Source organism: Streptomyces sp. 1222.5 (genome assembly GCF_900105245.1).
GTDB classification, from domain to species: Bacteria; Actinomycetota; Actinomycetes; order Streptomycetales; family Streptomycetaceae; genus Streptomyces; species Streptomyces albidocamelliae.
In genome coordinates, this window is the sequence record NZ_FNSZ01000001.1 from 3,167,029 (window position 1) to 3,189,096 (window position 22,068).

A 22,068-nucleotide genomic window follows, 5' to 3' on the forward strand; every position below is an offset into this window, starting at 1 on the left:
CGAGTTCCGACTCGGTACCGGGCCCTTCGTGTGTCCGCCGGCTCTTCGCGCTGCGGCCGCTCTCGGCTGCCCGTCGGCTACTCGTCGTCCTCGTCGTCGAGGCGGGCGAGCCAGGTGGCGAGCCGCTCCACGGGCACCTCGAAGTCGGGGTTCAGGTCCACGAAGGTGCGCAGTTGCTCGGCGAGCCACTCGAAGGTGACCTCTTCCTCGCCGCGCCGCTTCTCCAGCTCCTCGATACCGCGGTCGGTGAAGTACATGGGGTGTGTCTCCTGCGTGTGCATCCAGGCCGTTGATGGCTTCGAGGACAGCCTATGCCGCGCTCGCTCACCCGGATGAGTGCCTTGACTTCCCAGGGGCACGATATATCGTGTTTCCCAGAGACGCGATATGGCGCGTCACGTCCGCGCCCGGCCTAGGAGGTCCCATGTCCGAGTGGTCCGTCACCGAGCCCCAGAAGCTGACCTTCGACGCCCCGGTGCACGACCTGCGGGTCCGCCTCGTCAACGGAACGGTGAACGTGGTGGGCACGGACGAAGGTTCCGCCCGCCTGGAGGTCTCGGAGATCGAGGGCCCACCCCTGGTGGTCACACAGGAGCGCGGCACCCTCACGGTGGCCTACGACGACCTGCCCTGGAAGGGCTTCCTGAAGTGGCTCGACCGCAAGGGCTGGCGCCGCAGCGCCGTGGTCTCGCTGGCCGTCCCGGCCGGCACACGCGTGGAAGTGGGCGTGGTCGGCGCCGCGGCGGTCGTCTCCGGCATCAGCGGACCGGCGGTGATCAAGGGCGTGACCGGGGACACCACCCTGGTCGGCGTCTCGGGTCCGGTCCGCGCGGACACCGTCTCCGGGAACCTGGAGGCCCAGGCCGTCACCGGAGACCTCCGCTTCAACTCGGTCTCCGGGGACCTCACGGTGGTCGAGGGTTCGGGACGGTCCGTCCGCGCCGACTCGGTCAGCGGCTCCATGATCGTCGATCTCGATCCGGACGGGCCCACGGAGGTCGGGCTCACCAGCGTCTCCGGCGAGATCGCCATCCGCCTGCCGCACCCGGCGGACGCCGAGGTCGAGGCGAACACCGCGAGCGGCAGGATCTCCAACGCCTTCGAAGGACTGCGGGTGTACGGCCAGTGGGGCGCCCACAAGATCGCCGGCCGGCTGGGCGCGGGTACCGGCAAACTCCGCGCCAGCACGGTCTCCGGCTCGATCGCCCTGCTGAGCCGGCCGCCCCGCGAGGACGAGCCCGGCGCCGCCTGGGAGACCGAGCCCCCACGGACCCCCGGCACCGGCCCGATACCGGACCCGGTCGGCGACGCACCGGCCGCCGCGGGGGACAATTCCGTCTCCGGCCAGGGTGCCGACGCCACCGACGTCCCGGCCGACGGCACGACCGACAAGAAGGTGCTCTGACATGCCCCCCGTCTTCGCCCACGGCCGCCTCCGCCTGTACCTGCTCAAGCTGCTCGACGAGGCCCCGCGCCACGGCTACGAGGTGATCAGGCTCCTGGAGGAGCGCTTCCAGGGGCTGTACGCCCCCTCCGCGGGCACGGTCTACCCCCGTCTCGCCAAGCTGGAGGCCGAAGGGCTGGTCCGGCACACCACCGAGGGCGGCCGCAAGGTGTACTCCATCACCGACGCGGGCCGCGCCGAACTGGCCGACCGCAGCGGCGAGCTGGCCGACCTTGAGCTGGAGATCCGCGAGTCGGTCGCGGAACTGGCCGCCGAGATCAAGGCCGACGTGCGCGGCGCGGCCGGTGACCTGCGCCGGGAGATGCGCGCGGCCGCCTCCGAGGCCCGCCGGCACTCCCGGGCGGCCGGCGGCGGTCAGGGACCCTTCGGGGAGTACGGCGACCTCGGTGACAAGGAGGCCTGGCGCACGGCCAAGGAGGAGATGCGCCGGGTGAAGCAGGAGTGGAAGGAGCAGGCCCGCCGCGCCAAGGACGAGAGCCGCCGGGCCCGCGAGGAGGCCAAGCAGGCCCGCCATCAGGCCCAGGAGGCTCAGGCACGGGCCCGGGCGCAGGCGCAGGAGGAGGTGCAGCGCATCGCCCGGCAGGTCCAGGACCGCGTCCAGGACCACTTCGCCCGCGGTGACTGGCCGACCGGCGTCCGCGAGGGGCTGACCGAACTGGCCAAGGAGTTCGGTGAGTTCGGCAAGGACTTCGGAAAGGAGTTCGCCAAGGACAGGGCCTCGTCCTTCGGCCGCACCCCGGGCAAGGCGGGCCCCGCCGCTGCCCCGGAACCGCAGTACACGGTCACGCGGGAGGACTTCCCGGCCGAGTACGAACCCTCCTGGGCACACGAGGAATCCACCGGCGACCCGGTGCGGGACCTGGACCGTCTGCTGGACCGCTTCCGTGACGACATCCGCGACACGGCACGGGATCACGGAGTCACCGCGGACCAGCTCGACGACACCCGCCACCACCTGTCACGGGCGGCGGCCCACATCACGGCACTGCTGCGGCCGCGCACCCCCTGAGCCGGCCGGGCCCACCGAGCGCATGGACCGCCCTCCGGCCGACCGGGTCTGCCGGAGGGCGGCAGGGGTGTCGTGTCAGCCGTACAGCACCCGGGTCACCGACGCGTGCGTGACCCCCGCGTCGGCCAGCACCTCGGCGGGCGCCCCGGGAAGGACGGTGAGCGCCAGCAGCAGGTGCTCGTCGCCGATGTGCCGGTCGCCGCGCCCGACGGCCATGCGCAGGGACTGCTCCAGCACCTTCTTGGCCGTGCGGCCGAAGCCGGGCCGGCGCCCGCCCCACCGGCTCGCCCCGTCCGTCCGGCTCGCGCCCTTCCCCGCGCCGGACATCGCCAGCGCCCCGACTCCGTGCGCTTCTTCCACGCGGGCCACGATCTCCGAGACGTCGATGCCCAGCCCGGCCAGCGCGTCCGTATCGGCGCGGGTCAGCCCCGCACGGCGCCGCGCCTCCTCCACGGCCCGCCGCACCGGCTCCCGCTCGGCGAGCCCGAGGGCGGACAGGGCGAACGACGCGCGGCTGCCCTGGCGGTCGAGGACGGCGAGCAGCAGATGCTCGGCGTCGACGGACCGCGCCCCCTCTCCCTGCGCATGGCCGAAGGCTCCCTCGACCACGGCCCGGGCGTCCTTCGTGAACCGCTCGAACATCATCGCCTCCCGTACTTCTTGTGCACGGCCTGCCTGCTGACTCCGAGCTCCGCGGCGATCTCCTGCCACGACCAGCCCTGATTGCGCGCGTTGCGCACCTGCACCGCCTCCAGCTGCTCCAGCAGCCTGCGCAGCGCGGCCACGGCCCGCAGTCCCACCCGCGGATCACGGTCACCGGCGCGCTCGGCGAGATCGGTTGCCTCCGTCATGATGTCAACTTACGTTGACAGTCGGCATGCGTCAACCCACGTTGACAGGTCGGTCGCGAAAGAGGCGGACCCGGTATCCCGGACCCGCCTCTCGTCGCACTTTCGTCTCAGGTGGCCTCAGGCGTTGGTGAGCACGATCTTCCCGAACTGCTCGCCGGACGCCAGCCGTTCGAAGCCCTCGCGGGCGCGGTCCAGCGGCAGTTCCTCGTCGATGACGGGCCGTACGCCGGTCGCGGCGCAGAAGGAGAGCAGGTCCTCCAGCTCGTCCTTGGTGCCCATGGTGGACCCGACCACCTTCAGTTCGAGGAAGAAGATGCGGGTCAGTTCGGCGTGCGAGGGCCGGTCACCGCTGGTGGCCCCGGAGATGACGAGCGTGCCGCCGGGTCGCAGGGACTTCACCGAGTGGGACCAGGTGGCGGCGCCGACGGTCTCGATGACGGCGTCCACGCGCTGCGGCAGCCGGGCACCCGACTCCACCGCCTCGACCGCGCCCAGTTCCAGAGCCCTCTTGCGCTTCGCCTCGTCCCGGCTGGTGGCGAAGACCCTGAGGCCGGCCGCCTTGCCGAGCACGATCGCGGCCGTGGCGACACCGCCGCCCGCGCCCTGCACGAGGACCGAGTCCCCGGGCCGTACGCCGGCGTTGGTGAACAGCATCCGGTACGCCGTCAGCCAGGCCGTCGGCAGACAGGCGGCCTCCGCGAAGGACAGCTCCTTGGGCTTGGGCAGGACGTTCCAGGACGGCACGGCGACCTGCTCGGCGAAGGTGCCCTGGTAACGCTCGGTGAGGATGGAGCGCGGCTCGTTCGGGCCGACGCCATGGCCGGTCTGGCCGATGACGGAGTGCAGGACGACCTCGTTGCCGTCCTCGTCGACGCCGGCGGCGTCGCAGCCGAGGATCATCGGCAGCCGTTCCTCCGGCAGGCCGACGCCCCGCAGGGACCAGAGATCGTGATGATTGAGGGAAGCGGCCCGTACGTTGATGGTGCTCCAGCCGGGACGGGCCTCGGGAGCCGGACGCTCCCCCAACTCAAGGCCGGTGAGCGGCTGGTCGCGGTCGATTCGGGCGGCGTAGACAGCGAACATGGCTCGACGATAGGTGCGCGGTGCAGCCGACGGAACCAGGTGGCCCTGTGACACATGCCCTCTTGCACGACGACACCCACACAGCGCAGCCCCCCCTTCACCCCTGCCCGAGCCCCCCCGCCCGAACAACCGTCGACCGCCCCACCGACCGACTGCCGAGCCGGCACGGAACGGGGCCAGTGTGCGCCGGGCCGGCCGCGGCCACCCCACCGACCGACGGAAGGCGGGCGGCGACGGGGCTGCCGACGGACAACGGTCCGGCAGCGGACGGGACTCGCGACCCGGCGGGCCAGTTGCCGGGGGCCGTCGCCGGGCCGCCCGCCGGCAGGGGACGGGCCCTTCGCCGGCGGCGGGGTTTTCGAGTGGCGGTAGAAGAAATGGCCCCGCCCGGTCGGGCGGGGCCATCAAGGGTGGGGTCAGCTGCGGGCGACGCCCTCGGCTCGGGCGGCTGCGGCCACGGCCGCGGTCACCGCCGGGGCGACCCGCTCGTCGAACGGCGACGGGATGACGTAGTCGGCGGCGAGGTCGTCACCGACCACCGCGGCCAGCGCCTCCGCCGCCGCGATCTTCATCCCCTCCGTGATCCGCGAGGCCCGCACCTGCAGCGCGCCCGCGAAGATCCCGGGGAAGGCCAGCACGTTGTTGATCTGGTTCGGGAAGTCGGAGCGCCCGGTGGCGACGACCGCCGCGTACTTGTGCGCCACCTCCGGGTGGACCTCCGGGTTCGGGTTGGCCATCGCGAAGACGAAGGCACCCTCGGCCATCGAGGCCACGGCCTCCTCGGCGACCGTACCGCCGGAGACGCCGATGAAGACGTCCGCGCCCGCGAGCGCGTCCTCCAGCGAGCCGGTGATGCCCGCCTTGTTGGTGAAGCCCGCGAGCTCCCGCTTGACCGGGGTCAGGTCCTCCCGGCCGGCCGACACGACGCCCTTGCGGTCCGCCACGGCCACGTCCCCGATGCCGGCCTCGACCAGCATCTTGGCGATGGCGACACCGGCCGCGCCGGCACCCGAGATGACGGCGCGCAGCTGCCCGATCTCACGCCTGCTGAGCCGCGCCGCGTTCCGCAGCGCCGCGAGCGTCACGACGGCCGTGCCGTGCTGGTCGTCGTGGAAGACCGGGATGTCCAGGCGCTCCTGGAGCCGGCGCTCGATCTCGAAGCACCGCGGCGCCGAGATGTCCTCCAGGTTCACTCCGCCGAACGAGGGAGCGAGCCGGACGACGGTCTCGACGATGTCGTCCACGTCGGTGCAGGCGAGCGCGATCGGCACCGCGTCGACGCCGCCGAACTGCTTGAACAGGATCGCCTTGCCCTCCATCACGGGGAGGGAGGCCTCGGGACCGATGTCCCCGAGTCCGAGCACGGCCGTACCGTCGGTCACCACGGCCACCACGGAGGACTTCCATGTGTAGTCGTTGACCAGTTCCGGCTGCTCGGCGATCGCGGTGCACACCCGCGCTACGCCGGGCGTGTACGCGAGGGAAAGGTCGTCCTTGTCGCGGACCGGCACGGTGGCCTGCACAGCCATTTTGCCGCCGCGGTGCAGCGCGAACACCGGATCGAAGGAATCGAGGGGCTCCGCCCCGCCGTCCTGGTCGGTGCCGCCGTCGCTGCGAGGATTGACGATCTCCGCTGCCACTTTGTTTTACCCCTTAGGTATGCATGGTTTGAGGGTCGACCACTCCTGGTGAGGGGTGGGCGGGCACCGCGCACGGCTCGATTGCGGATACGTACGAGCACATACGCGACGGGCGCGCCGCACACGCGCCCTGAGCCCCGGATGAGGGGTGTAAAGAACCTTCTTACCGGACGGACGGTACCCGCGACGAGTCCATTAGGTTCAAGGTCACATCCCGGAACCGGGAAACCACACGGAGATGACGCCCGGCCGACGGATGGGCGGGAGCACCACCGGGGCCGCCACCGGACCGCCCCGAGGGCGTCGGCGCTGGGCGGCACAAGGCCCGAACGGGGTGAAAGGGGCAGCCGCCCGGTTGATCACATCGTGAGATGCGCTGAAGATTTTCCGGCCGGAGCGCTTGATTCCCGCAGATGATTCGGCGGCCATGGACCAAGGATGTACCGACCTGATGCGGTTCGGGGGTCACCCGTTATCTGATTTTGACATTGCGACGACCCTGAATGGCGTAGTCCGAATGGCAAGATGCCGTAAACCCACGAGGTCGCGACACCCGAAGGTGTGTGTTTCCGTCGACCCATCGGCAACTCTTCCCATCCGCCGGAGGAACCACGATGACCGCAAGCTCCACCCGTCGTACCACCGCCGCGCACTCCCGTCTTGCGGCGGTCGGTGCGATCGCGGTCGCAGGCGCCCTGCTGCTCACCGGCTGCGGTGACCAGACCAAGGGCAACGACAACGGCTCCGGCAGCGCGTCCGCCGGCTCCGCTCCGCTGGCCGACAAGCTCCCCAAGGACATCCGCGACAAGGGCGAGATCAAGGTCGGTTCCGACATCGCCTACGCCCCGGTGGAGTTCAAGGACTCGTCCGGCAAGGTCGTCGGTCTCGACCCCGACCTCGCGGCGGCCATGGGCAAGCAGCTCGGCGTGAAGCTCACGTTCGAGAACGGCACCTTCGACGCCCTGCTCACGGGTCTGCGCTCCGGCCGCAACGACATCGCGATGTCGGCGATGACGGACAACAAGAACCGTCAGGAGGGCGTCGACCCCGACACCGGCAAGAAGGTCGGCGAGGGCGTCGACTTCGTCGACTACCTGACCGCCGGTGTGTCGATCTACACCCGCAAGGGCGACACCAAGGGCATCACGTCCTGGTCGGACCTGTGCGGCAAGAAGCTCGCCGTCGAGCGCGGCACCGTCTCGGAGGACCTGGCCAAGCAGGAGGCCAAGAAGTGTCCGAGCGGCAAGAAGCTCACCATCGAGGCCTTCGACGACGACCAGCAGTCCCAGACCCGTCTGCGCTCGGGCGGTGTGGACGCGGCCTCCTCCGACTTCCCGGTCGCCGCGTACGCGGTGAAGACCTCGGGCGGCGGCAAGGACTTCGAGATCGTCGGTGACCAGGTCGAGGCCGCCCCGTACGGCATCGCCGTGGCCAAGGACGACACCCAGCTGCGGGACGCGCTCCAGGCCGCGATGAACGCGATCATCAAGAGCGGTGAGTACCAGAGGATCCTCGAGAAGTGGGGCGCGGAGGACGGCGCCGTCAAGGAGTCCGCGATCAACGGCGGCAAGTGACCCGCGGTTCCCGAGCGGCCACTGAGAGGCAACACCCGTGACTGACATCAACAAGACGGCCGGGGAGCCGGGCACTCCCCCGGCCGGCGCGGAGGCCATCAAGGCCATCCCGGTCCGGCACTACGGACGATACGTTTCCGCGGTCGTCGCCATCGCGATCCTCGTCGCGATCGTCTACGCGTTCGGCCAGGGCCGGATCAACTGGCACGCGGTACCGGACTACTTCTTCGACGACCGGATCCTGACCGGTGTCGGCAAGACCCTCCTGCTGACGGTCCTGTCGATGGTGATCGGCATCGTCGGCGGCATCGTCCTCGCGGTGATGCGGCTGTCGAAGAACCCGGTCACCTCGTCGATCGCCTGGTTCTACATCTGGTTCTTCCGCGGTACCCCGGTCCTGGTCCAGCTGTTCCTCTGGTTCAACCTGGGCCTGGTCTTCGAGTACATCAACCTGATGCCGCTCTACAAGGACCACTGGTCGAACTTCATGACGCCGTTGCTGACGGCGCTGCTCGGCCTGGGTCTGAACGAGGCGGCGTACATGGCCGAGATCTGCCGGGCCGGCCTGCTCGCGGTCGACGAGGGCCAGACCGAGGCGGCCCACGCCCTCGGCATGAGCCACAGCAAAACCCTGCGCCGGGTGATCATCCCGCAGGCGATGCGCGTGATCGTGCCGCCCACGGGCAACGAAGTGATCAACATGCTGAAGACGACCTCGCTCGTGGCGGCCGTCCAGTATCCCGAGCTGTTCCGCTACGCCCAGGACATCGGCCAGAACTCCGGCGCCCCGGTGGAGATGTACTTCCTCGCCGCCGCCTGGTACCTGATCATGACCTCGATCCTGAGCGTGGGGCAGTACTACATCGAGCGGTATTACGCCCGCGGCTCCAGCCGCCAGCTGCCGCCGACGCCGTGGCAGAAGGTCAAGACCAACATGCTTTCCCTGGGCCGGCCCAAGGGAGGCATGGCATGAGCGACAAGCTGAGCAAGACGCAGGACACCCCGCCGCAGAGCACCGTCCCGATGGTGAAGGCGGAGGGCGTCCACAAGTCCTTCGGGCACGTCGAGGTGCTCAAGGGCATCGACCTGGAGGTCAAGCCGGGCGAGGTGTTCTGCCTCATCGGCCCCTCCGGCTCCGGCAAGTCCACCTTCCTGCGGTGCATCAACCACCTGGAGAAGATCAACGCCGGCCGGCTGTACGTCGACGGCGAGCTGGTCGGCTACCGCCAGCAGGGCGAGAAGCTGTACGAGCTGCGTGACCGCGAGGTCGCGCAGAAGCGCCGGGACATCGGCATGGTCTTCCAGCGCTTCAACCTGTTCCCGCACATGACGGCGCTGGACAACGTCATGGAGGCGCCGGTGCAGGTGCGCGGCACGAGCCGGGCGCAGGCCAGGGAGCGCGCCATGCAGCTGCTGGAGCGCGTCGGCCTGGCCGACCGGGCGGGGCACTACCCCTCGCAGCTCTCCGGCGGCCAGCAGCAGCGCGTGGCGATCGCCCGGGCGCTGGCGATGGACCCGAAGCTGATGCTGTTCGACGAGCCGACCTCGGCCCTGGACCCGGAGCTGGTCGGTGACGTCCTGGACGTCATGCGCGACCTCGCCGAGTCGGGTATGACCATGGTCGTCGTCACCCACGAGATGGGCTTCGCCCGCGAGGTGGGCGACAGCCTGGTCTTCATGGACGACGGCGTGGTGGTCGAATCCGGCCATCCGCGGGACGTGCTGACCAACCCGCAGCACGAGCGGACGCAGTCGTTCCTGTCCAAGGTGCTCTGACGCTCCACCGGTGAGGGGCGGTACGGATCCTCCGTACCGCCCCTTTTCCGTCGCCGGATCAGCGGCGGGTCACTTCAGCGCCAGCAGCAGGGTGTCCGACGGCGAGCACCACACCGGCCGGGCCTCGCCGAAGCCCCGCTCGCGCAGGGTGCGGGCGTGCCAGGCCGCGGACGGCGTCTCGCCGTCGGCGTGGGAGCCGTAGATCTCGAACCGACGGGCGGTGGGTGCGGCGAGGACGGGGTCCTCGGCCGCCCGCGCCCACCACTCGGCCCAGTCGAGGGCGCCGTCGCGCATGGCCTGATCCATGCGCGTGTGCCGCAGGGTGCTCTCGGCCGCGTTGATCCGGGGCGTGCTGTCGTCGATCATGTGGTCGGCGTTCATGAAGACGCCGCCGTACCGGACGAGGCCGGCGATCCGGCCGTAGAGAGCATCGAGGGCGTCCGTGCGCAGCCAGTGGAGGGCCGTGGCGGTGAGGACCGCGTCGTACGTGTCGTACGGCAGCGGGTCCGTCCAGTCGGGGTTCTTGAGGTCGGCCTCGACGAGGGTGACGCGGTCGTCGCCGTCGAAGGTGCCCCGGGCGATCGTGAGCAGCGCCGGGTCGAGGTCGACACCGGTGCTGGTGGCCTTCGGGAAGCGGGTGAGCAGCCGGGCGGTGATGCTGCCGGTGCCGCAGGCCAGGTCGAGTACGCGCGGCTCGGGCCCCGTGAAGGCCTCGACCATGTCGAGCATGATGCGGAACCGCTCCTCGCGGTCCGGCATGTACCACTCCTGCTGCCGGTCCCAGCTCTCCTGCCAGGCCTGCCAGCCGGTGTCCGTCGTCGTGGTCATGTGATCCCCTCTCCCCACCCGCGCGTAATACCCTGGGGGCGTAGGCAGCTGTTACGTCTCCGCGCCCTCGAAGATAGAACGCCTCCGTAAGGACTACAAGTGGAACTGGCCTATTACTCGGATTACGCCGTGCGACTCGTCAACAGCGAGGAACCGGCCCGGGGCAAGGACAACCTGACCTCGGTCGAGGCCGTCCGCGACCTCTTCGGGGAGAACGCGTCGGCGGCCCGCCGCGCCACCGACGCCGACGTCACGCGCTTCCGCTCGGTCCGGGCCCGGCTGCGCTCGGTCTTCGAGGCGGCCGACGGGGGCGACGAGACCCTCGCCGTCGACCTGCTGAACTCGCTGCTGCTGGAGTTCCCCGTCAGCCCCCAGATCTCCGGCCACGACCACCGCGACGAGGACGGCCGCCCGCTGTGGCACATGCACCTGGCCGACCACCCCTCCAACGCCACCGCGGGCTACGCGGCGATCGCGGCGATGGGTCTGGCCTTCCACCTGACCGAGTACGGCGTGGACCGCCTCGGCCTGTGCCAGGCGCCGCCGTGCCGCAACGCCTACCTGGACACGTCCACCAACCGTTCCCGGCGCTACTGCTCCGACCGCTGCGCCACCCGGGCCAACGTGGCCGCCTACCGGGCCCGCAAGCGCCTGGAGGCCGACCGGTCGGGCAGCAGCGGCCTCGCCGCCGAGAGGGCCCAGCGCGCCAGCGCCAGCGGCGAGCGCTGACCGGGCGGGAGCGGCCGGTACCGGAAGCGGGCCTTGCCCAGGACGAGGTCGTCCGGCACGACCCCGTAGTCGGTGCTGTCCCCGCCCGCGTAGGGGTTGTCCCCGAGCACCCACCAGCCGCCCTCGCGCCGCTCCACGGCCCGCTTGACGACCAGGAGGTCCTGCTGGAACGGGTGGCGCAGGACCACGACGTCCCCCGGCCGGACGACGGCGCCGTACTGCAGCAGCAGCCGGTCGCCGTGCTGGAGGGTGGGCGCCATGGACGGTCCCGTCACCTCGGCCAGCCCGAAGGGCGCAACCGCCCTCCCCCGCTCGGACTCCTGCGACAGCTCCGGCATCCCCGGCACCTCCCCGGTCGTTCCTCCACCAGTCTCAGTCTCACCCTGGACTTTTGTCCTAAGCCCTAGGGGGCACCCGAGAAATCGCCTTCCACAGGGAGTAATGTCGCACCTGAGAAGACGATCACGAGGAAGGAATGCTCCATGCTTTCCCGCCTGTTTGCCCCCAAGGTCAAGGTCAGCGCCCACTGCGACCTGCCCTGCGGCGTGTACGACCCGGCCCAGGCCCGCATCGAGGCGGAGTCGGTGAAGGCCGTCCAGGAAAAGATGGCCGGTAACGACGACCCCCACTTCCAGGCGCGTGCCACCGTCATCAAGGAGCAGCGCGCGGAGCTCGCGAAGCACCACGTCTCCGTGCTGTGGAGCGACTACTTCAAGCCCCCGCACTTCGAGAAGTACCCGGAGCTGCACCAGCTGGTCAACGACACCCTGAAGGCCCTGTCGGCCGCCAAGGCGTCCACCGACCCGGCGACGGGCCAGAAGGCTCTGGACTACATCGCCCAGATCGACAAGATCTTCTGGGAGACCAAGAAGGCCTGACCTTCAGAGCCTTCTGACCTGCGGTTCCCTGAACCACAGTGTCTCGACGACCGCACCCGGCCCACCAGGCCGCCGGCAACGGCGCCCCTGGCGGTCCGGGTGCGGTCGTCTCTCCTCCGGGTGCGGTCCTGGCTCCGTCGAAATCCGGGGCCGGCGGCGTGCGGACCTGTGCCAGGCTGAGGGGATGACCTGGCTGGAGGACCTCAGACGTCTGCGTCGTGTGCGGGACCGCATGGACCGCGAGTTCGCCGAGCCCCTCGACATGACCGAGCTGGCCCGCGACGCCCTGATGTCCCCGGGGCACTTCCAGCGCAGCTTCCGCAAGGCCTTCGGCGAGACGCCGTACAGCTATCTGATGACCCGCCGTATCGAGCGGGCCAAGGCCCTGCTGCGCCGCGGCGACCTCACCGTGACCGAGGTGTGCATCGCCGTCGGCTGTACCTCGCTCGGCTCGTTCAGCTCCCGCTTCACCGAGCTGGTCGGCGAGACACCGAGCGCCTACCGCTCCCGCGACCACGAGGCGAGCGCGGTGATCCCCTCGTGCGTGGCCCGTACGTTCACGCGCCCGCGCCGGCGCCCCTACTGAGGTTCCGCGCGCCACGGCCCGAAGGGGCCTAGCGTGACCCCATGGACGTGAAACTCAAGCAGTGCTTCATCGCGGTGGACGACCATGACAAGGCCCTCGCCTTCTACTGTGACGTGCTCGGCCTGGAGGTCCGCAACGACGTGGGCTTCGAGAACATGCGCTGGGTGACCCTGGGCTCGCCGCTCCAGCCGGACGTGGAGATCGTGCTGGAGCCGCCCGGCGCGAACCCGGACGCCTCTCCCGCGGACCGGCAGGCGATGGCCGAGCTGCTCGCCAAGGGCATGCTGCGCGGTGTCATCTTCACCACCGAGGACTGCGACGCGCTGTTCGAGCGGGTCCGGGAGTCCGGCGGCGACGTGCTGCAGGAGCCGACGGACCAGCCGTACGGGGTGCGGGACTGTGCCTTCCGGGACCCGGCCGGGAACCAGCTGCGTTTCCTCCAGCGGCCCGCGCGGTGAAATCCCGGCGGCGCCCGGGCACTTGCCGCCTACACTCCCGCGCATGATCATTCGCTGGACGTACGCCTTCGCCGACCGGCCCGCCGACCGCCTGGCCGAGGCGCGCGCCTTCTGGACGGCGGTCACCGGCACACGGCCGTCCGAACCCCGCGGTGAGAGGGGTGAGTTCGCCACCCTGCTGCCCGACGGGGCCGACGCGTGTGTGAAGCTCCAGGGTGTCGCCGAGGGGGACGGTGGCGCCCATCCCGACCTCTGCACCGACGACGTGCGCTTGCTGATCGCGACCGCCCGCGCGCTCGGCGCCGGGACGGTGGCCGACCACGGCGACTGGGCCGTACTGCGTTCCCCCGGGGGGCAGTTGTTCTGTGCGGTGCCCTGGCACGGGGAGACCGTACGGCCGCCGGTGGTGGCCGGCAGTCGTCTGGACCAGGTGTGCCTCGACATCCCGCCGTCCGCGTACGACACCGAGACCGCCTTCTGGGCAGGGCTCACCGGATGGGAGCACCGGGCGGGCTCCCGGCCGGAGTTCCAGGTCCTGGAGCCGCCGGCGGGGCTCCCCGTCCGGCTGCTGCTCCAGCGGCTGGACGACGAGCGTCCGGCCTCCGCCCATCTCGACCTGGCCTGCGCGGACATCGCCGCGGTCCGCGCACGGCACGAGGAACTGGGTGCCGTCGCCGTCCACCGGGGCGCCCACTGGACGGTGCTGCGCGATCCGGCCGGCGGCACGTACTGCCTGACCGGCCGGAACCCGCAGACGGGCGGCCTGCCGGCCGCCGCTCAGGGATCCGGCTTCGAGTAGGCGCAGGCCGGCAGGGGTGCGGGAGCCCCTTCGGGGGCTTGCGGGGTGGGACCCGTCGCGCAGGCGTCACCGTCCGGCCGCCGGTCCGCACCCCGCGGACGCGCCGGAGGCGACGAGCCGTCCTGCCAGACGTACGGCCCCTTCGGCCCGGCCTCCTCCCGGAGCACCAGCGTGAGTCCTCCCCCGACGGCGACGGCCACCACCCAGCCCGTCACCGCCCACCGCCACCACCGGCGGCGCACTCCCCCCGGCCGGGTCACCGCCAGGGTTCCACGTCCACCACGGCCTCGGCCGGCACCGGCCCGTAGACGTGCGGGAACTCCTCTCCGCCCGGCTCCATGGACTCGTACTTCACCGGCACACCGACCCGTGCCGGGTCGACCACCAGTACGACCAGCTCGTCCGGGCCGTCGTAGTCGCCGTAGAGGAAGCCGGCGACGCGCGGGAGCTGTTCGCGGGTGGAGAAGTGGATGAAGCCCTCCTCCTGGAGGGTGCGGCCACGCGTCGACACCTCGTAGGCGCCGCGCTCGCGCGCCGCGTCCCACAGGGAGCGCTCGGTGATGTGGAAGATGCGGGGCAGTTTCGGCATGCGCCCACGCTACGGCGCCCACTGTGCGCGGCGCCCGCGCCGACGGCGCTTTCCCGACACGGCCGGGATCACTTCCCGGCGGGCCCCTCCGGCTGCGGCCGTGCCACCGGTGCGGCGGGCTCCGCGGCCCCGGCGCCTGCCGCGCAGTCGGGATTGCGGCACGGACCGGGTCCCCACACCGGCACCCAGGCACCCAGCGTCTTGTGCCGCCGGACGACCGTCTCGACCGGCTGCCCGCAGACCGGGCAGACCGCTTCCTCCCTGGACATGACTTCAGGGTAGGACGGCGGCGGACTCAGCGCTTCCTGGCGTACGTCCGCACCATCACGCCGTTCGCGAAGGTACGCACCTCACCGAGGGTGAATTCCTCGACCCCGGCGCCGGTGGCGAACATCGGCATGCCTGTGCCGTAGACGATCGGATAGGACTTGATGACCAGTTCGTCGATCTCGTCGAGCAGTTCCCCGGCGACGACCGAACCACCGCACAGGAAGATGTCCAGCCCGCCCTCCTCGGCCTTGAGTGCGCGGACCCGGCCCACCAGGTCTTCGCCGATGATCTCGACGTTCGGGTCGGGCGAGACGCCCAGGCTGCGGGAGGCGACGTACTCGCGCAGGTGGCCGTAGGGGCTGGTGATGCCCATCTTGAGTGCCAGGTCGTAGCTGGCCCGGCCCTGGATCATGGTGTCGAACCGCTTGTTCGGCACGTCGTCGATGCCGAACTGCCTGCGCCCGGGGGTGGACAGGGTCTCGGGGAACTCCGCCGTGAGGAACTCCAGGTACTCCGCGTCCAGGAAGCGGAACATCTCCGAGGCGTCGCCGTGCTCGTCACCGATGAAGCCGTCGAGCGAGCAGGCGATGAAATACGTGAGCTTGCGCAAACCGATCCCGTTTCGTCAGGTTCGGAGCGGGCGATTGACCACTCCGTCTGTAGTGCTTCATTTGTAGTACTCCAAGTGGGGTCCGCGCAAGGACGTTTCGGGACGCACGACGGCGGGCCCCGCACACCGTGGGGATGTGCGGGGCCCGCCGGGCCGGAGTCCGGGTGGCGCGTGCGGGGTCAGGTCCGCAATGCGCCGGGGGACTCCGGGGCTTTCTCGGCCGCCGGCGATCCGGCAGCGCTCAACTGCTGCGTCTGGTCACGAACTCGGCGAGCGCCAACAGGCCGCCCGCCGCCTCGGGGTCGGGGACCGCGCGGGCGAGTTCCTGCATGGCCCGGGCCATCCGGTCGGCAGCCTCGGCCTGCGCCCAGTCCCGGCCGCCGGCCCGCTCCACGGCCTGCGCCGTGCGCGCGATCTCCGCCGCCGCCTCCGCGTCCTGCCCGTGGTACGGCTTCGCGTACAGGTCGGCGAGTTCGGTGGCCGCCGGGGTGCCCGAGGTGAGGGCGGCCACCACCGGCAGGGACTTCTTGCGGGCCGCGAGATCCGCGCCCACCGGCTTCCCGGTGTTCCGCGGGTCCCCCCATATGCCGATGACGTCGTCGATCAGCTGGAAGGCGAGTCCGGCCTGCCGGCCGAAGCCGTCCAGCGCCGCCACCTCCTCGTCGCCCGCGCCGGCGTACAGCGCGCCGACGGCACAGGCGCAGCCGATCAGTGCGCCGGTCTTCGCCTCGGCCATGACGAGCACTTCGTCGAGGGTGACGTCGTCCGGCGCGCGGCTCTCCAGGTCGGTGTCGGTGTGCTGGCCGGCGCACAGCTCCACGACACAGGCCGCGAGCCGGGACGCGGCCGGGATCGCGGCCGGGTGCGGGTCCTCGGCGAGCATCCGGAGCGCGAGCGCCTGCAGCGCGTCACCGGCGAGGATCGCGTCGGGGTCGCCGAACACGGTCCAGGCCGTGGGCCGGTGCCGCCGGGCGGTGTCGCGGTCCATCACGTCGTCGTGCAACAGCGTGAAGTTGTGGACCAGTTCGACCGCCGCGGCCGCCCGGACGGCCGCCGCCCGGGCGGCCGGGCCACCCAGTGCGGTGGCCGCGGCGAGGACGAGCGCGGGCCGGATGGCCTTGCCCGCATTGCCTGCCGCCGGAGTGCCGTCCGCGTGCTGCCAGCCGAAGTGGTAGAGCGCGACGCGGCGCATGGAGTCGGGCAGCGACGCGAAAGCCGCGCGCAACTCCGGGTCGACCAGGGCCCGGGTGCCCTCCAGCAGCGCCGCCGCCTCCTGGCCGTCGAGCGGACCGGCGGCGTCGCCAGGCCTCCCCCCGCGCTCCTCCGACGTGCCGGGACGCGGCACGACGGCGGAACGCTCCTCGGTCTCCGTCATGAACTCGGCCATGCCTCCCCCTCGCCAGGTCCGCGGACACCGGCGTCGCCGGCCCCGCCGGACGCATACTCCGAGGGTGTACCCCGCCGGGGAGGCGGGGACACGGCCACGACGTGCGAAAACGTCACCTCCACCGGCCGATCTCGACGTTCTCCAGCACACCGAGCGCATCGGGCACCAGCACGGCGGCCGAGTAGTAGGCCGTCACCAGGTACTTGATGATGGCCTGCTCGTTGATGCCCATGAACCGGACGGACAGGCTCGGCTCGATCTCGTCCGGGATGCCGGACTGCCGCAGGCCGATGACGCCCTGCTCCGCCTCGCCGGTACGCATGGCGATGATGGAGGTCGTCCGGGCCTCGCTGATCGGGATCTTGTTGCACGGGTAGATCGGCACACCGCGCCAGGTCGGGATGCGGTTGCCGGCCATGTCGACGGTCTCCGGGACCAGGCCCCGCTTGTTCAGCTCGCGTCCGATCGCGGCGATCGCCCGCGGGTGGGCCAGGAGCAGCTTGGTGCCCCGGCGCCGGCTGAGCAGCTCGTCCAGGTCGTCCGGGCTGGGTACGCCGTCGTGCGGCTGGATCCGCTGGTCGTACTCGCAGTTGTTGAGGAGGCCGAACTCCCGGTTGTTGACGAGTTCGTGCTCCTGGCGCTCCTTGAGCGCCTCGACCGTGAGCCGCAACTGCTGCTCGGTCTGGTTCATCGGCTGGTTGTACAGGTCCGCCACGCGCGAGTGGATGCGCAGCACGGTCTGGGCGATGCTCAGCTCGTACTCGCGGGGCCGTGACTCGTAGTCGACGAAGGTGTGCGGGATGTCTGGCTCGCCGGCGTGGCCGGCCGCCAGCTCGACCTCCTTCTCGCCGTACTTGTTGGTGCGCTGCGAGGGGATCGCACGGACCTCCTCCAGGTGCGCGCGCAGCGAGTCGGAGCGCTCGGCCACCTGCTCGAAGTCCTGGCGGCTGAGGATCAGCACGGTGGTCGCGGTGTCCGCGCGGGCGGTGAACTCCCAGATGGCGTCCGGGTCGACCAGCGCCTGCTCGCCGAAGTAGGCGCCGTCGGCCAGGACTCCGAGGACGGCGTCGTCGCCGTACGGGCCGGTGCCGACCTTCTCCACCCTGCCGTGGGCGAGCAGATACACCTCGTCGGTCTGGTTGCCGAAGTCGGCGATCACCTCGCCGGGGGCGAAGTCGCGCTGGCGGCAGCGCCGGGCGAGCTCCGTCAGCACCTCCTCGTCCTCGTACGACCGCAGGGCCGGCAGCTCGCCGAGCTCGGCCGGGATGACCTCGACCTGGTCCCCGGTCTTCACGAAGGTGATGCGGCCGTCGCCGACGGCGTAGGTCAGGCGCCTGTTCACCCGGTACGTGCCGCCCTGGACGTCCACCCAGGGGAGCGTGCGCAGCAGCCAGCGGGAGCTGATCTCCTGCATCTGCGGGACGGACTTGGTGGTGGTGGCCAGGTTCCGCGCGGCCGCCGTCCCGAGGGACTGCTGCGGCTTGCCCTGATCCGTGCGGACCTCTTCGCCTACCGACATAAGGAAATGCCCTCTCATGTTTGCCCGGTACCGACTCGCACACCGGTCTCGCACACAGGGTTCCATCACGGAGCGCGCTCGCACCATTACCCGAAAGAGCGGGAATGGATCATCGCACTACTGGGCAGAAAGAGGGATCTTGCCCACTGGCACCCGCGATGCCCGGCCTGTCCGGATCGGCTCGCACGGTGTGCGAACGATGTCGTCCGTGACGTCCGTTTTCGGTAGAAGCATGCAGACGAGAGAGCCGCCGTCGGCGGCCACCGGGCACGGCACGAAGGAGGGGGCCATGGCCCCACCCATGTCCGCGAGCGGATTTCTGGACGCGCTCAGGGCGGAGGGCGTCACGGTCGTCGAGGTCGGCGACTGGAAACACCACAACCGCAACCACAAGGGCCCCTGGGGTCCCGTCCACGGCGTGATGATCCACCACACGGTGACCCGCGGAAGCGCGCACACGGTGGAGGTCTGCCGCAAGGGTCACCCGGCACTGCCGGGTCCGCTGTGCCACGGCGTGATCACCAAGGACGGCACGGTCCACCTGGTCGGCTACGGCCGCGCCAATCACGCCGGCCTCGGCGACGACGAGGTGCTGCGCGCGGTCATCGCCGAGAAGGGGCTGCCGCCGGACAACGAGGCGAACACGGACGGCAACCGGCACTTCTACGGCTTCGAGTGCGAGAACCTGGGCGACGGCGAGGACCCCTGGCCCGAGGCCCAGTTGGACGCGATCGAACGGGTCTCGGCCGCGCTGTGCCGCCGCCACGGCTGGACGGAGCGGTCCGTGATCGGCCACCGGGAATGGCAGCCGGGCAAGGTCGACCCGCGGGGCTTCGCGATGACATGGCTCCGGGAACGGATCAGAGAGCGCCTGAAGGACTGACGCCCACCACCCGGGGGCGGCGCCGCCACCCGAAGGACGGCGCCGCAGCACGGACCGGCACGGCAGCTCACGGAGCCCCGCGCCCCGGCACACAGCCGCCGCCGACGGACCCGGAGTGCCGGGGCGCACCCGGCGGTGCCGTTCCGTGGGGTCGGGGGAGAATGGGGGGCGTGACCAGCCCCGATGTGCTCGCCCCCCGGCTTCCCTCGCCGCTTCACGAAGTGCGGGACGAGCGGTTCGGGCGGCGTGGGCTGCGGCTGCTGCTCAAGCGCGACGACCTGATCCACCCGGAGCTCATCGGCAACAAGTGGCGCAAACTCGTGCCGAACGTCGAGGCGGCCGGCGGGCGGGCCCTGGTCACCTTCGGCGGGGCCTGGTCCAACCATCTGCGGGCCACCGCCGCCGCGGGCCGCCTCCTCGGCTTCCCCACCGTCGGCGTGGTCCGCGGCCACGAGCTGGCCGACCGGCCGCTCAACCCGTCCCTGACCCGATGCGCGGCCGACGGCATGCGGCTGCATTTCGTCGACAGATCGACATACCGGCACAAGTCCGAGCCGGACACCCTGGCCGCGATCCTCGCGGCGGCCGGTGCGCGGGAGGCGTACGTCGTCCCCGAGGGCGGCAGCAACGCCGAGGCCGTACACGGCTGCCGGGCCCTCGGGGTGGAACTGCGCGGCTCGGCCGAGGTCGTGGCCGTGGCCTGCGGCACCGGCGGCACGCTCGCCGGTCTCGCCGCGGGACTCGCCCCCGGACAGCGCGCCCTCGGGATCCCGGTCCTGCGCGGCGGCTTCCTGGAGGCCGACGTCCAGGCCTTGCAGGAACGTGCCTTCGGCGCCCGTACCGGCTCCTGGTCGGTGGACGACCGCTTCCACTGCGGCGGTTACGCCCGCACGACCCCGGAACTCGAGGCGTTCGCACAGGACTTCGAAGACCGCCACGGACTGCCCGTGGAACGTCTCTATGTCGCCAAAATGCTGTACGGTCTCACGACCCTGGCCGCGGAGGGCGCGTTCGCGCGCGGTACGGCCCTCGCCGCGGTCGTCACGGGCCGCCCCTCCGCCTGAACGCGCCGCACGACGGGCCCGCGCCGCGCCTAGCCCGCCTCCCGGTACGCGGCCGCCTCCTCCAGGTCGAGCCTGCGCAGGAGTGCGCGCAGCATCTCGTCGTCGATGTAGCGGAGGTCGCGGAGCCGGACGAACACCTCGCGTTCCGCGCTGATCATCTCGCGGGACAGCCGGCGGTAGGTGTCGTCCACGGACTCGCCGGTGACCGGGTTGGTCTGGCCGAGGCGCTCCCAGACGGAGTTGCGGCGGCGCTCCAGGACCTGGCGCAGCCGGTCGGCGAGCGGTGGGGGCAGGGCGTTGCGCTCGTCGGAGAGGAGTTCGTCGAGACGGGTCTCGGCGGCCCGCGACGCCTGTGCCTGGGCGTTGGCCTCGGCGAGTGTCTCGGCCTGCCGGTCCCGGCCGGGGAACTTCAGCAGCCGGATCAGCGGGGGCAGGGTCAGGCCCTGCACGACCAGGGTGCCGATGACGGTCGTGAAGGTCAGGAAGAGGATCAGGTTGTGCTGCGGGAAGGGGTGGCCGCCGTCCACGGTGAGCGGGATGGAGAAGGCGATGGCCAGGGAGACCACGCCCCGCATGCCGGCCCACGCGGTGACCATCGCGCCACGCCAGGTGGGGTTCTCCTCGCGTTCGCGGATCCGCGCGGACAGCATCCGGGGCACGAAGGCCGCCGGGTACACCCACACGAACCGGGCCGCGACGACGACCACGAAGAGCACGACGGCGTACCAGGCGGCGGTCGAGCCCTCGTACTCGCCGAGCCCCTTGAGGACGACCGGCAGCTGCAGGCCGATCAGGGCGAAGACCGCCGACTCCAGGATGAACGCGACCATCTTCCACACCGCCTCCTCCTGGAGCCGGGTGGCGAAGTCGACCTCCCACGCGCGGTGGCCCAGGTAGAGGGCGACGACCACGACCGCGAGGACTCCGGAGGCGTGCACCTGCTCGGCGACCCCGTAGGCGACGAACGGGATCAGCAGGGAGAGGGTGTTCTGCAGGAGGGGTTCCGACAGATGGGTGCGCAGCCAGTGCAGGGGCGCCATGAGGACGAGTCCGACGCCGACACCGCCGACCGCGGCGAGCAGGAACTCGCCGATGCCGCCCGCCCAGGTCGCGCCCTCGCCGACGGCCGCGGCCAGGGCCACCTTGTAGGCGGTGATCGCGGTGGCGTCGTTCAGCAGTGACTCGCCCTGCAGGATGGTGGTGATGCGGGAGGGCAGCCCGACCCGGCGCGCGATCGCGGTGGCGGCCACCGCGTCCGGGGGCGCCACGACCGCGCCCAGCACCAGAGCGGCGGTCAGCGGCATGTCGGGGATGATCAGATAGGCGGCCCAGCCGACGACGAAGGTCGCGAAGAGGACGTACCCCACCGACAGCAGCGCCACCGGTCTCAGCTGCGCGCGCAGGTCGAGGTAGGAGCTGTCGCTGGCCGAGGTGTAGAGCAGCGGCGGCAGCAGCAGCGGGAGGACCACGTCGGGGTCGAGGGTGTAGTCCGGGACCCCCGGGACGTAGGAGACCGCCAGCCCGGCCGCGACCAGGAGCAGGGGCGGCGGCACGGGCCCCCTGCGCGCCGCCGCGGCGACTGCGGCGCTGCCCGCGACCAGCAACAGCAGCGGCATCACATCCATGGTTCTCGCCCACCCTCGTTTCCGCGCGGTCCCCCGCACACCCGTCGTAATCTGGCAATCATGAAACAGTGCACGCACGCCCCCGCGCTGCCGCACCCGGAACCGGAGCCGCAGGACAAGACCTGCCGCGAGTGTCTGCGCGACGGCACGCATCCGGTACAGCTGCGGCTCTGCCTGACCTGCGGCCACGTCGCCTGCTGCGACTCCTCGCCGGGACGGCATGCGACGGAGCACCACGAGAGGTCCGGTCACCCGGTGATGCGGACCTTCGAGCCGGGCGAGGACTGGCGGTGGTGCTTCGTCGACCACGTCCTCGTCTGAGCAGCCGTCCGGCGGTGTTCCCGGTCGGCCGCGATTTCGTGTGACACTGCTTGCGGGACGCGACCGCACGACGGTTCGAGCATCTGACGTCTGGGTACGTCAACCCGGCGCGCCCTCTTCCCAT

Annotated in this window: 26 protein-coding genes; 13 read left to right on the plus strand and 13 right to left on the minus strand. The window is 71.2% G+C overall.

Annotated features, from left to right (window positions below; all coding sequences use genetic code 11):
* Positions 1-77: 77 nt before the first annotated feature.
* The gene (locus BLW57_RS14045; protein WP_003992906.1) at positions 78-257 is read right to left on the minus strand and encodes a DUF6104 family protein; all 180 of its coding nucleotides are present in this window, start codon (positions 255-257) and stop codon (positions 78-80) included.
* 167 nt (positions 258-424) lie between these two features.
* Between BLW57_RS14045 and BLW57_RS14050 the strand changes: the two genes are divergently transcribed.
* Complete coding sequence (locus BLW57_RS14050) at positions 425-1,405, plus strand: DUF4097 family beta strand repeat-containing protein (RefSeq protein ID WP_093474795.1); 981 nt, start codon at positions 425-427, stop codon at positions 1,403-1,405.
* A 1-nt stretch (position 1,406) separates the two neighbouring features.
* Positions 1,407-2,474 (plus strand): PadR family transcriptional regulator, encoded by a 1,068-nt coding sequence (locus BLW57_RS14055; protein WP_093474797.1) that lies wholly within the window; start codon positions 1,407-1,409, stop codon positions 2,472-2,474.
* A gap of 75 nt (positions 2,475-2,549) precedes the next feature.
* Here the strand turns inward: BLW57_RS14055 and BLW57_RS14060 are convergent, their stop codons facing one another.
* From BLW57_RS14060 to BLW57_RS14075, 4 genes are all read right to left on the minus strand, one after another.
* On the minus strand, positions 2,550-3,116 hold the full coding sequence (locus BLW57_RS14060; RefSeq protein WP_093474798.1) for a Clp protease N-terminal domain-containing protein: 567 nt from the start codon (positions 3,114-3,116) through the stop codon (positions 2,550-2,552).
* Positions 3,116-3,325, minus strand: coding sequence for an HTH domain-containing protein (locus tag BLW57_RS14065; protein WP_073889424.1), 210 nt, complete (start codon positions 3,323-3,325; stop codon positions 3,116-3,118). The genes BLW57_RS14060 and BLW57_RS14065 overlap by 1 nt, the downstream gene beginning before the upstream one ends.
* A 117-nt stretch (positions 3,326-3,442) precedes the next feature.
* Complete coding sequence (locus tag BLW57_RS14070) at positions 3,443-4,408, minus strand: zinc-binding dehydrogenase (protein ID WP_093474800.1); 966 nt, start codon at positions 4,406-4,408, stop codon at positions 3,443-3,445.
* A 416-nt stretch (positions 4,409-4,824) separates the two neighbouring features.
* The gene (locus BLW57_RS14075) at positions 4,825-6,048 is read right to left on the minus strand and encodes an NAD(P)-dependent malic enzyme (protein WP_093474801.1); all 1,224 of its coding nucleotides are present in this window, start codon (positions 6,046-6,048) and stop codon (positions 4,825-4,827) included.
* Positions 6,049-6,662: 614 nt separating this feature from the next.
* Here BLW57_RS14075 and BLW57_RS14085 point away from each other — a divergent pair.
* From BLW57_RS14085 to BLW57_RS14095, 3 genes are read left to right on the plus strand one after another with little or no spacing between them, the layout of a single operon-like run.
* Positions 6,663-7,622, plus strand: a complete 960-nt coding sequence (locus BLW57_RS14085; RefSeq protein WP_093474803.1) for an ABC transporter substrate-binding protein — start codon at positions 6,663-6,665, stop codon at positions 7,620-7,622.
* Between the two features lie 37 nt (positions 7,623-7,659).
* Positions 7,660-8,595, plus strand: a complete 936-nt coding sequence (locus BLW57_RS14090; protein WP_093474804.1) for an amino acid ABC transporter permease — start codon at positions 7,660-7,662, stop codon at positions 8,593-8,595.
* A gap of 50 nt (positions 8,596-8,645) precedes the next feature.
* Positions 8,646-9,398 carry an amino acid ABC transporter ATP-binding protein gene (locus tag BLW57_RS14095; protein ID WP_073890419.1) on the plus strand — a complete coding sequence of 251 codons (753 nt, stop codon included), beginning with the start codon at positions 8,646-8,648 and terminating at the stop codon, positions 9,396-9,398.
* 69 nt (positions 9,399-9,467) lie between these two features.
* Here the strand turns inward: BLW57_RS14095 and BLW57_RS14100 are convergent, their stop codons facing one another.
* Positions 9,468-10,226: a class I SAM-dependent methyltransferase gene (locus BLW57_RS14100; protein WP_093474806.1), complete on the minus strand. Its 759-nt coding sequence runs from the start codon at positions 10,224-10,226 to the stop codon at positions 9,468-9,470.
* Positions 10,227-10,325: 99 nt separating this feature from the next.
* Between BLW57_RS14100 and BLW57_RS14105 the strand changes: the two genes are divergently transcribed.
* Positions 10,326-10,955 carry a CGNR zinc finger domain-containing protein gene (locus BLW57_RS14105; protein WP_073889416.1) on the plus strand — a complete coding sequence of 210 codons (630 nt, stop codon included), beginning with the start codon at positions 10,326-10,328 and terminating at the stop codon, positions 10,953-10,955.
* On the opposite strand, the gene sodX is transcribed toward BLW57_RS14105, so the two are convergent.
* Positions 10,859-11,293 (minus strand): nickel-type superoxide dismutase maturation protease, encoded by a 435-nt coding sequence (gene sodX, locus BLW57_RS14110; RefSeq protein ID WP_093474807.1) that lies wholly within the window; start codon positions 11,291-11,293, stop codon positions 10,859-10,861. The genes BLW57_RS14105 and sodX overlap by 97 nt on opposite strands.
* 144 nt (positions 11,294-11,437) lie before the next feature.
* Between sodX and sodN the strand changes: the two genes are divergently transcribed.
* The 4 genes from sodN to BLW57_RS14130 all read left to right on the plus strand — a co-directional run bounded on the left by sodN (position 11,438) and on the right by BLW57_RS14130 (position 13,676).
* A complete protein-coding gene (sodN, locus tag BLW57_RS14115; protein WP_004983535.1) occupies positions 11,438-11,833 on the plus strand; it encodes a superoxide dismutase, Ni in 396 nt (131 codons plus the stop codon).
* Between the two features lie 184 nt (positions 11,834-12,017).
* A complete protein-coding gene (locus tag BLW57_RS14120; protein WP_073889413.1) occupies positions 12,018-12,419 on the plus strand; it encodes a helix-turn-helix transcriptional regulator in 402 nt (133 codons plus the stop codon).
* A 41-nt stretch (positions 12,420-12,460) separates the two neighbouring features.
* Positions 12,461-12,877, plus strand: a complete 417-nt coding sequence (locus tag BLW57_RS14125) for a VOC family protein (RefSeq protein ID WP_093474809.1) — start codon at positions 12,461-12,463, stop codon at positions 12,875-12,877.
* A 43-nt stretch (positions 12,878-12,920) separates the two neighbouring features.
* Positions 12,921-13,676 (plus strand): VOC family protein, encoded by a 756-nt coding sequence (locus BLW57_RS14130; RefSeq protein ID WP_093474811.1) that lies wholly within the window; start codon positions 12,921-12,923, stop codon positions 13,674-13,676.
* Between the two features lie 256 nt (positions 13,677-13,932).
* On the opposite strand, the gene BLW57_RS14140 is transcribed toward BLW57_RS14130, so the two are convergent.
* The 5 genes from BLW57_RS14140 to BLW57_RS14160 form a co-directional block, all read right to left on the minus strand.
* Positions 13,933-14,265, minus strand: coding sequence for a DUF952 domain-containing protein (locus BLW57_RS14140; RefSeq protein ID WP_093474814.1), 333 nt, complete (start codon positions 14,263-14,265; stop codon positions 13,933-13,935).
* Between the two features lie 68 nt (positions 14,266-14,333).
* Positions 14,334-14,534: a hypothetical protein gene (locus BLW57_RS14145; RefSeq protein WP_093474815.1), complete on the minus strand. Its 201-nt coding sequence runs from the start codon at positions 14,532-14,534 to the stop codon at positions 14,334-14,336.
* Between the two features lie 26 nt (positions 14,535-14,560).
* Positions 14,561-15,145 carry a dihydrofolate reductase family protein gene (locus BLW57_RS14150; RefSeq protein ID WP_093474817.1) on the minus strand — a complete coding sequence of 195 codons (585 nt, stop codon included), beginning with the start codon at positions 15,143-15,145 and terminating at the stop codon, positions 14,561-14,563.
* Positions 15,146-15,386: 241 nt separating this feature from the next.
* On the minus strand, positions 15,387-16,532 hold the full coding sequence (locus BLW57_RS14155) for a family 2 encapsulin nanocompartment cargo protein polyprenyl transferase (RefSeq protein WP_093474818.1): 1,146 nt from the start codon (positions 16,530-16,532) through the stop codon (positions 15,387-15,389).
* A gap of 112 nt (positions 16,533-16,644) precedes the next feature.
* Positions 16,645-18,051, minus strand: a complete 1,407-nt coding sequence (locus BLW57_RS14160; protein WP_093474820.1) for a family 2B encapsulin nanocompartment shell protein — start codon at positions 18,049-18,051, stop codon at positions 16,645-16,647.
* Between the two features lie 289 nt (positions 18,052-18,340).
* On the opposite strand from BLW57_RS14160, the gene BLW57_RS14165 reads away from it, so the two are divergent.
* Together BLW57_RS14165 and BLW57_RS14170 are read left to right on the plus strand one after the other, a co-directional pair.
* Positions 18,341-18,934 carry an N-acetylmuramoyl-L-alanine amidase gene (locus BLW57_RS14165; protein ID WP_093474821.1) on the plus strand — a complete coding sequence of 198 codons (594 nt, stop codon included), beginning with the start codon at positions 18,341-18,343 and terminating at the stop codon, positions 18,932-18,934.
* Positions 18,935-19,095: 161 nt separating this feature from the next.
* Entirely contained in the window at positions 19,096-19,998 is a 903-nt protein-coding gene (locus tag BLW57_RS14170) for a 1-aminocyclopropane-1-carboxylate deaminase/D-cysteine desulfhydrase (RefSeq protein WP_176985576.1), read from the plus strand.
* Positions 19,999-20,027: 29 nt separating this feature from the next.
* On the opposite strand, the gene BLW57_RS14175 is transcribed toward BLW57_RS14170, so the two are convergent.
* Entirely contained in the window at positions 20,028-21,623 is a 1,596-nt protein-coding gene (locus BLW57_RS14175; protein WP_093474824.1) for a Na+/H+ antiporter, read from the minus strand.
* A 60-nt stretch (positions 21,624-21,683) separates the two neighbouring features.
* Here BLW57_RS14175 and BLW57_RS14180 point away from each other — a divergent pair, with 60 nt between their 5' ends.
* Positions 21,684-21,944 carry a UBP-type zinc finger domain-containing protein gene (locus tag BLW57_RS14180; RefSeq protein WP_093474826.1) on the plus strand — a complete coding sequence of 87 codons (261 nt, stop codon included), beginning with the start codon at positions 21,684-21,686 and terminating at the stop codon, positions 21,942-21,944.
* The last annotated feature ends 124 nt before the right edge of the window (positions 21,945-22,068 follow it).

Coding starts and splice junctions, on each gene's coding strand:
- sodN (WP_004983535.1), top strand. CDS start 11,438: ATGCTTTCCCGCCTGTTTGCCCCCAAGGTCAAGGTCAGCGCCCACTGC.
- BLW57_RS14175 (WP_093474824.1), bottom strand. CDS start 21,623: ATGGATGTGATGCCGCTGCTGTTGCTGGTCGCGGGCAGCGCCGCAGTC.
- BLW57_RS14140 (WP_093474814.1), bottom strand. CDS start 14,265: ATGCCGAAACTGCCCCGCATCTTCCACATCACCGAGCGCTCCCTGTGG.
- BLW57_RS14100 (WP_093474806.1), bottom strand. CDS start 10,226: ATGACCACGACGACGGACACCGGCTGGCAGGCCTGGCAGGAGAGCTGG.
- BLW57_RS14055 (WP_093474797.1), top strand. CDS start 1,407: ATGCCCCCCGTCTTCGCCCACGGCCGCCTCCGCCTGTACCTGCTCAAG.
- BLW57_RS14045 (WP_003992906.1), bottom strand. CDS start 257: ATGTACTTCACCGACCGCGGTATCGAGGAGCTGGAGAAGCGGCGCGGC.
- BLW57_RS14060 (WP_093474798.1), bottom strand. CDS start 3,116: ATGTTCGAGCGGTTCACGAAGGACGCCCGGGCCGTGGTCGAGGGAGCC.
- BLW57_RS14065 (WP_073889424.1), bottom strand. CDS start 3,325: ATGACGGAGGCAACCGATCTCGCCGAGCGCGCCGGTGACCGTGATCCG.
- BLW57_RS14165 (WP_093474821.1), top strand. CDS start 18,341: ATGGCCCCACCCATGTCCGCGAGCGGATTTCTGGACGCGCTCAGGGCG.
- sodX (WP_093474807.1), bottom strand. CDS start 11,293: ATGCCGGAGCTGTCGCAGGAGTCCGAGCGGGGGAGGGCGGTTGCGCCC.
- BLW57_RS14180 (WP_093474826.1), top strand. CDS start 21,684: ATGAAACAGTGCACGCACGCCCCCGCGCTGCCGCACCCGGAACCGGAG.
- BLW57_RS14050 (WP_093474795.1), top strand. CDS start 425: ATGTCCGAGTGGTCCGTCACCGAGCCCCAGAAGCTGACCTTCGACGCC.
- BLW57_RS14130 (WP_093474811.1), top strand. CDS start 12,921: ATGATCATTCGCTGGACGTACGCCTTCGCCGACCGGCCCGCCGACCGC.
- BLW57_RS14155 (WP_093474818.1), bottom strand. CDS start 16,532: ATGGCCGAGTTCATGACGGAGACCGAGGAGCGTTCCGCCGTCGTGCCG.
- BLW57_RS14125 (WP_093474809.1), top strand. CDS start 12,461: ATGGACGTGAAACTCAAGCAGTGCTTCATCGCGGTGGACGACCATGAC.
- BLW57_RS14160 (WP_093474820.1), bottom strand. CDS start 18,051: ATGTCGGTAGGCGAAGAGGTCCGCACGGATCAGGGCAAGCCGCAGCAG.
- BLW57_RS14120 (WP_073889413.1), top strand. CDS start 12,018: ATGACCTGGCTGGAGGACCTCAGACGTCTGCGTCGTGTGCGGGACCGC.
- BLW57_RS14095 (WP_073890419.1), top strand. CDS start 8,646: ATGGTGAAGGCGGAGGGCGTCCACAAGTCCTTCGGGCACGTCGAGGTG.
- BLW57_RS14145 (WP_093474815.1), bottom strand. CDS start 14,534: ATGTCCAGGGAGGAAGCGGTCTGCCCGGTCTGCGGGCAGCCGGTCGAG.
- BLW57_RS14070 (WP_093474800.1), bottom strand. CDS start 4,408: ATGTTCGCTGTCTACGCCGCCCGAATCGACCGCGACCAGCCGCTCACC.
- BLW57_RS14085 (WP_093474803.1), top strand. CDS start 6,663: ATGACCGCAAGCTCCACCCGTCGTACCACCGCCGCGCACTCCCGTCTT.
- BLW57_RS14170 (WP_176985576.1), top strand. CDS start 19,096: ATGGGGGGCGTGACCAGCCCCGATGTGCTCGCCCCCCGGCTTCCCTCG.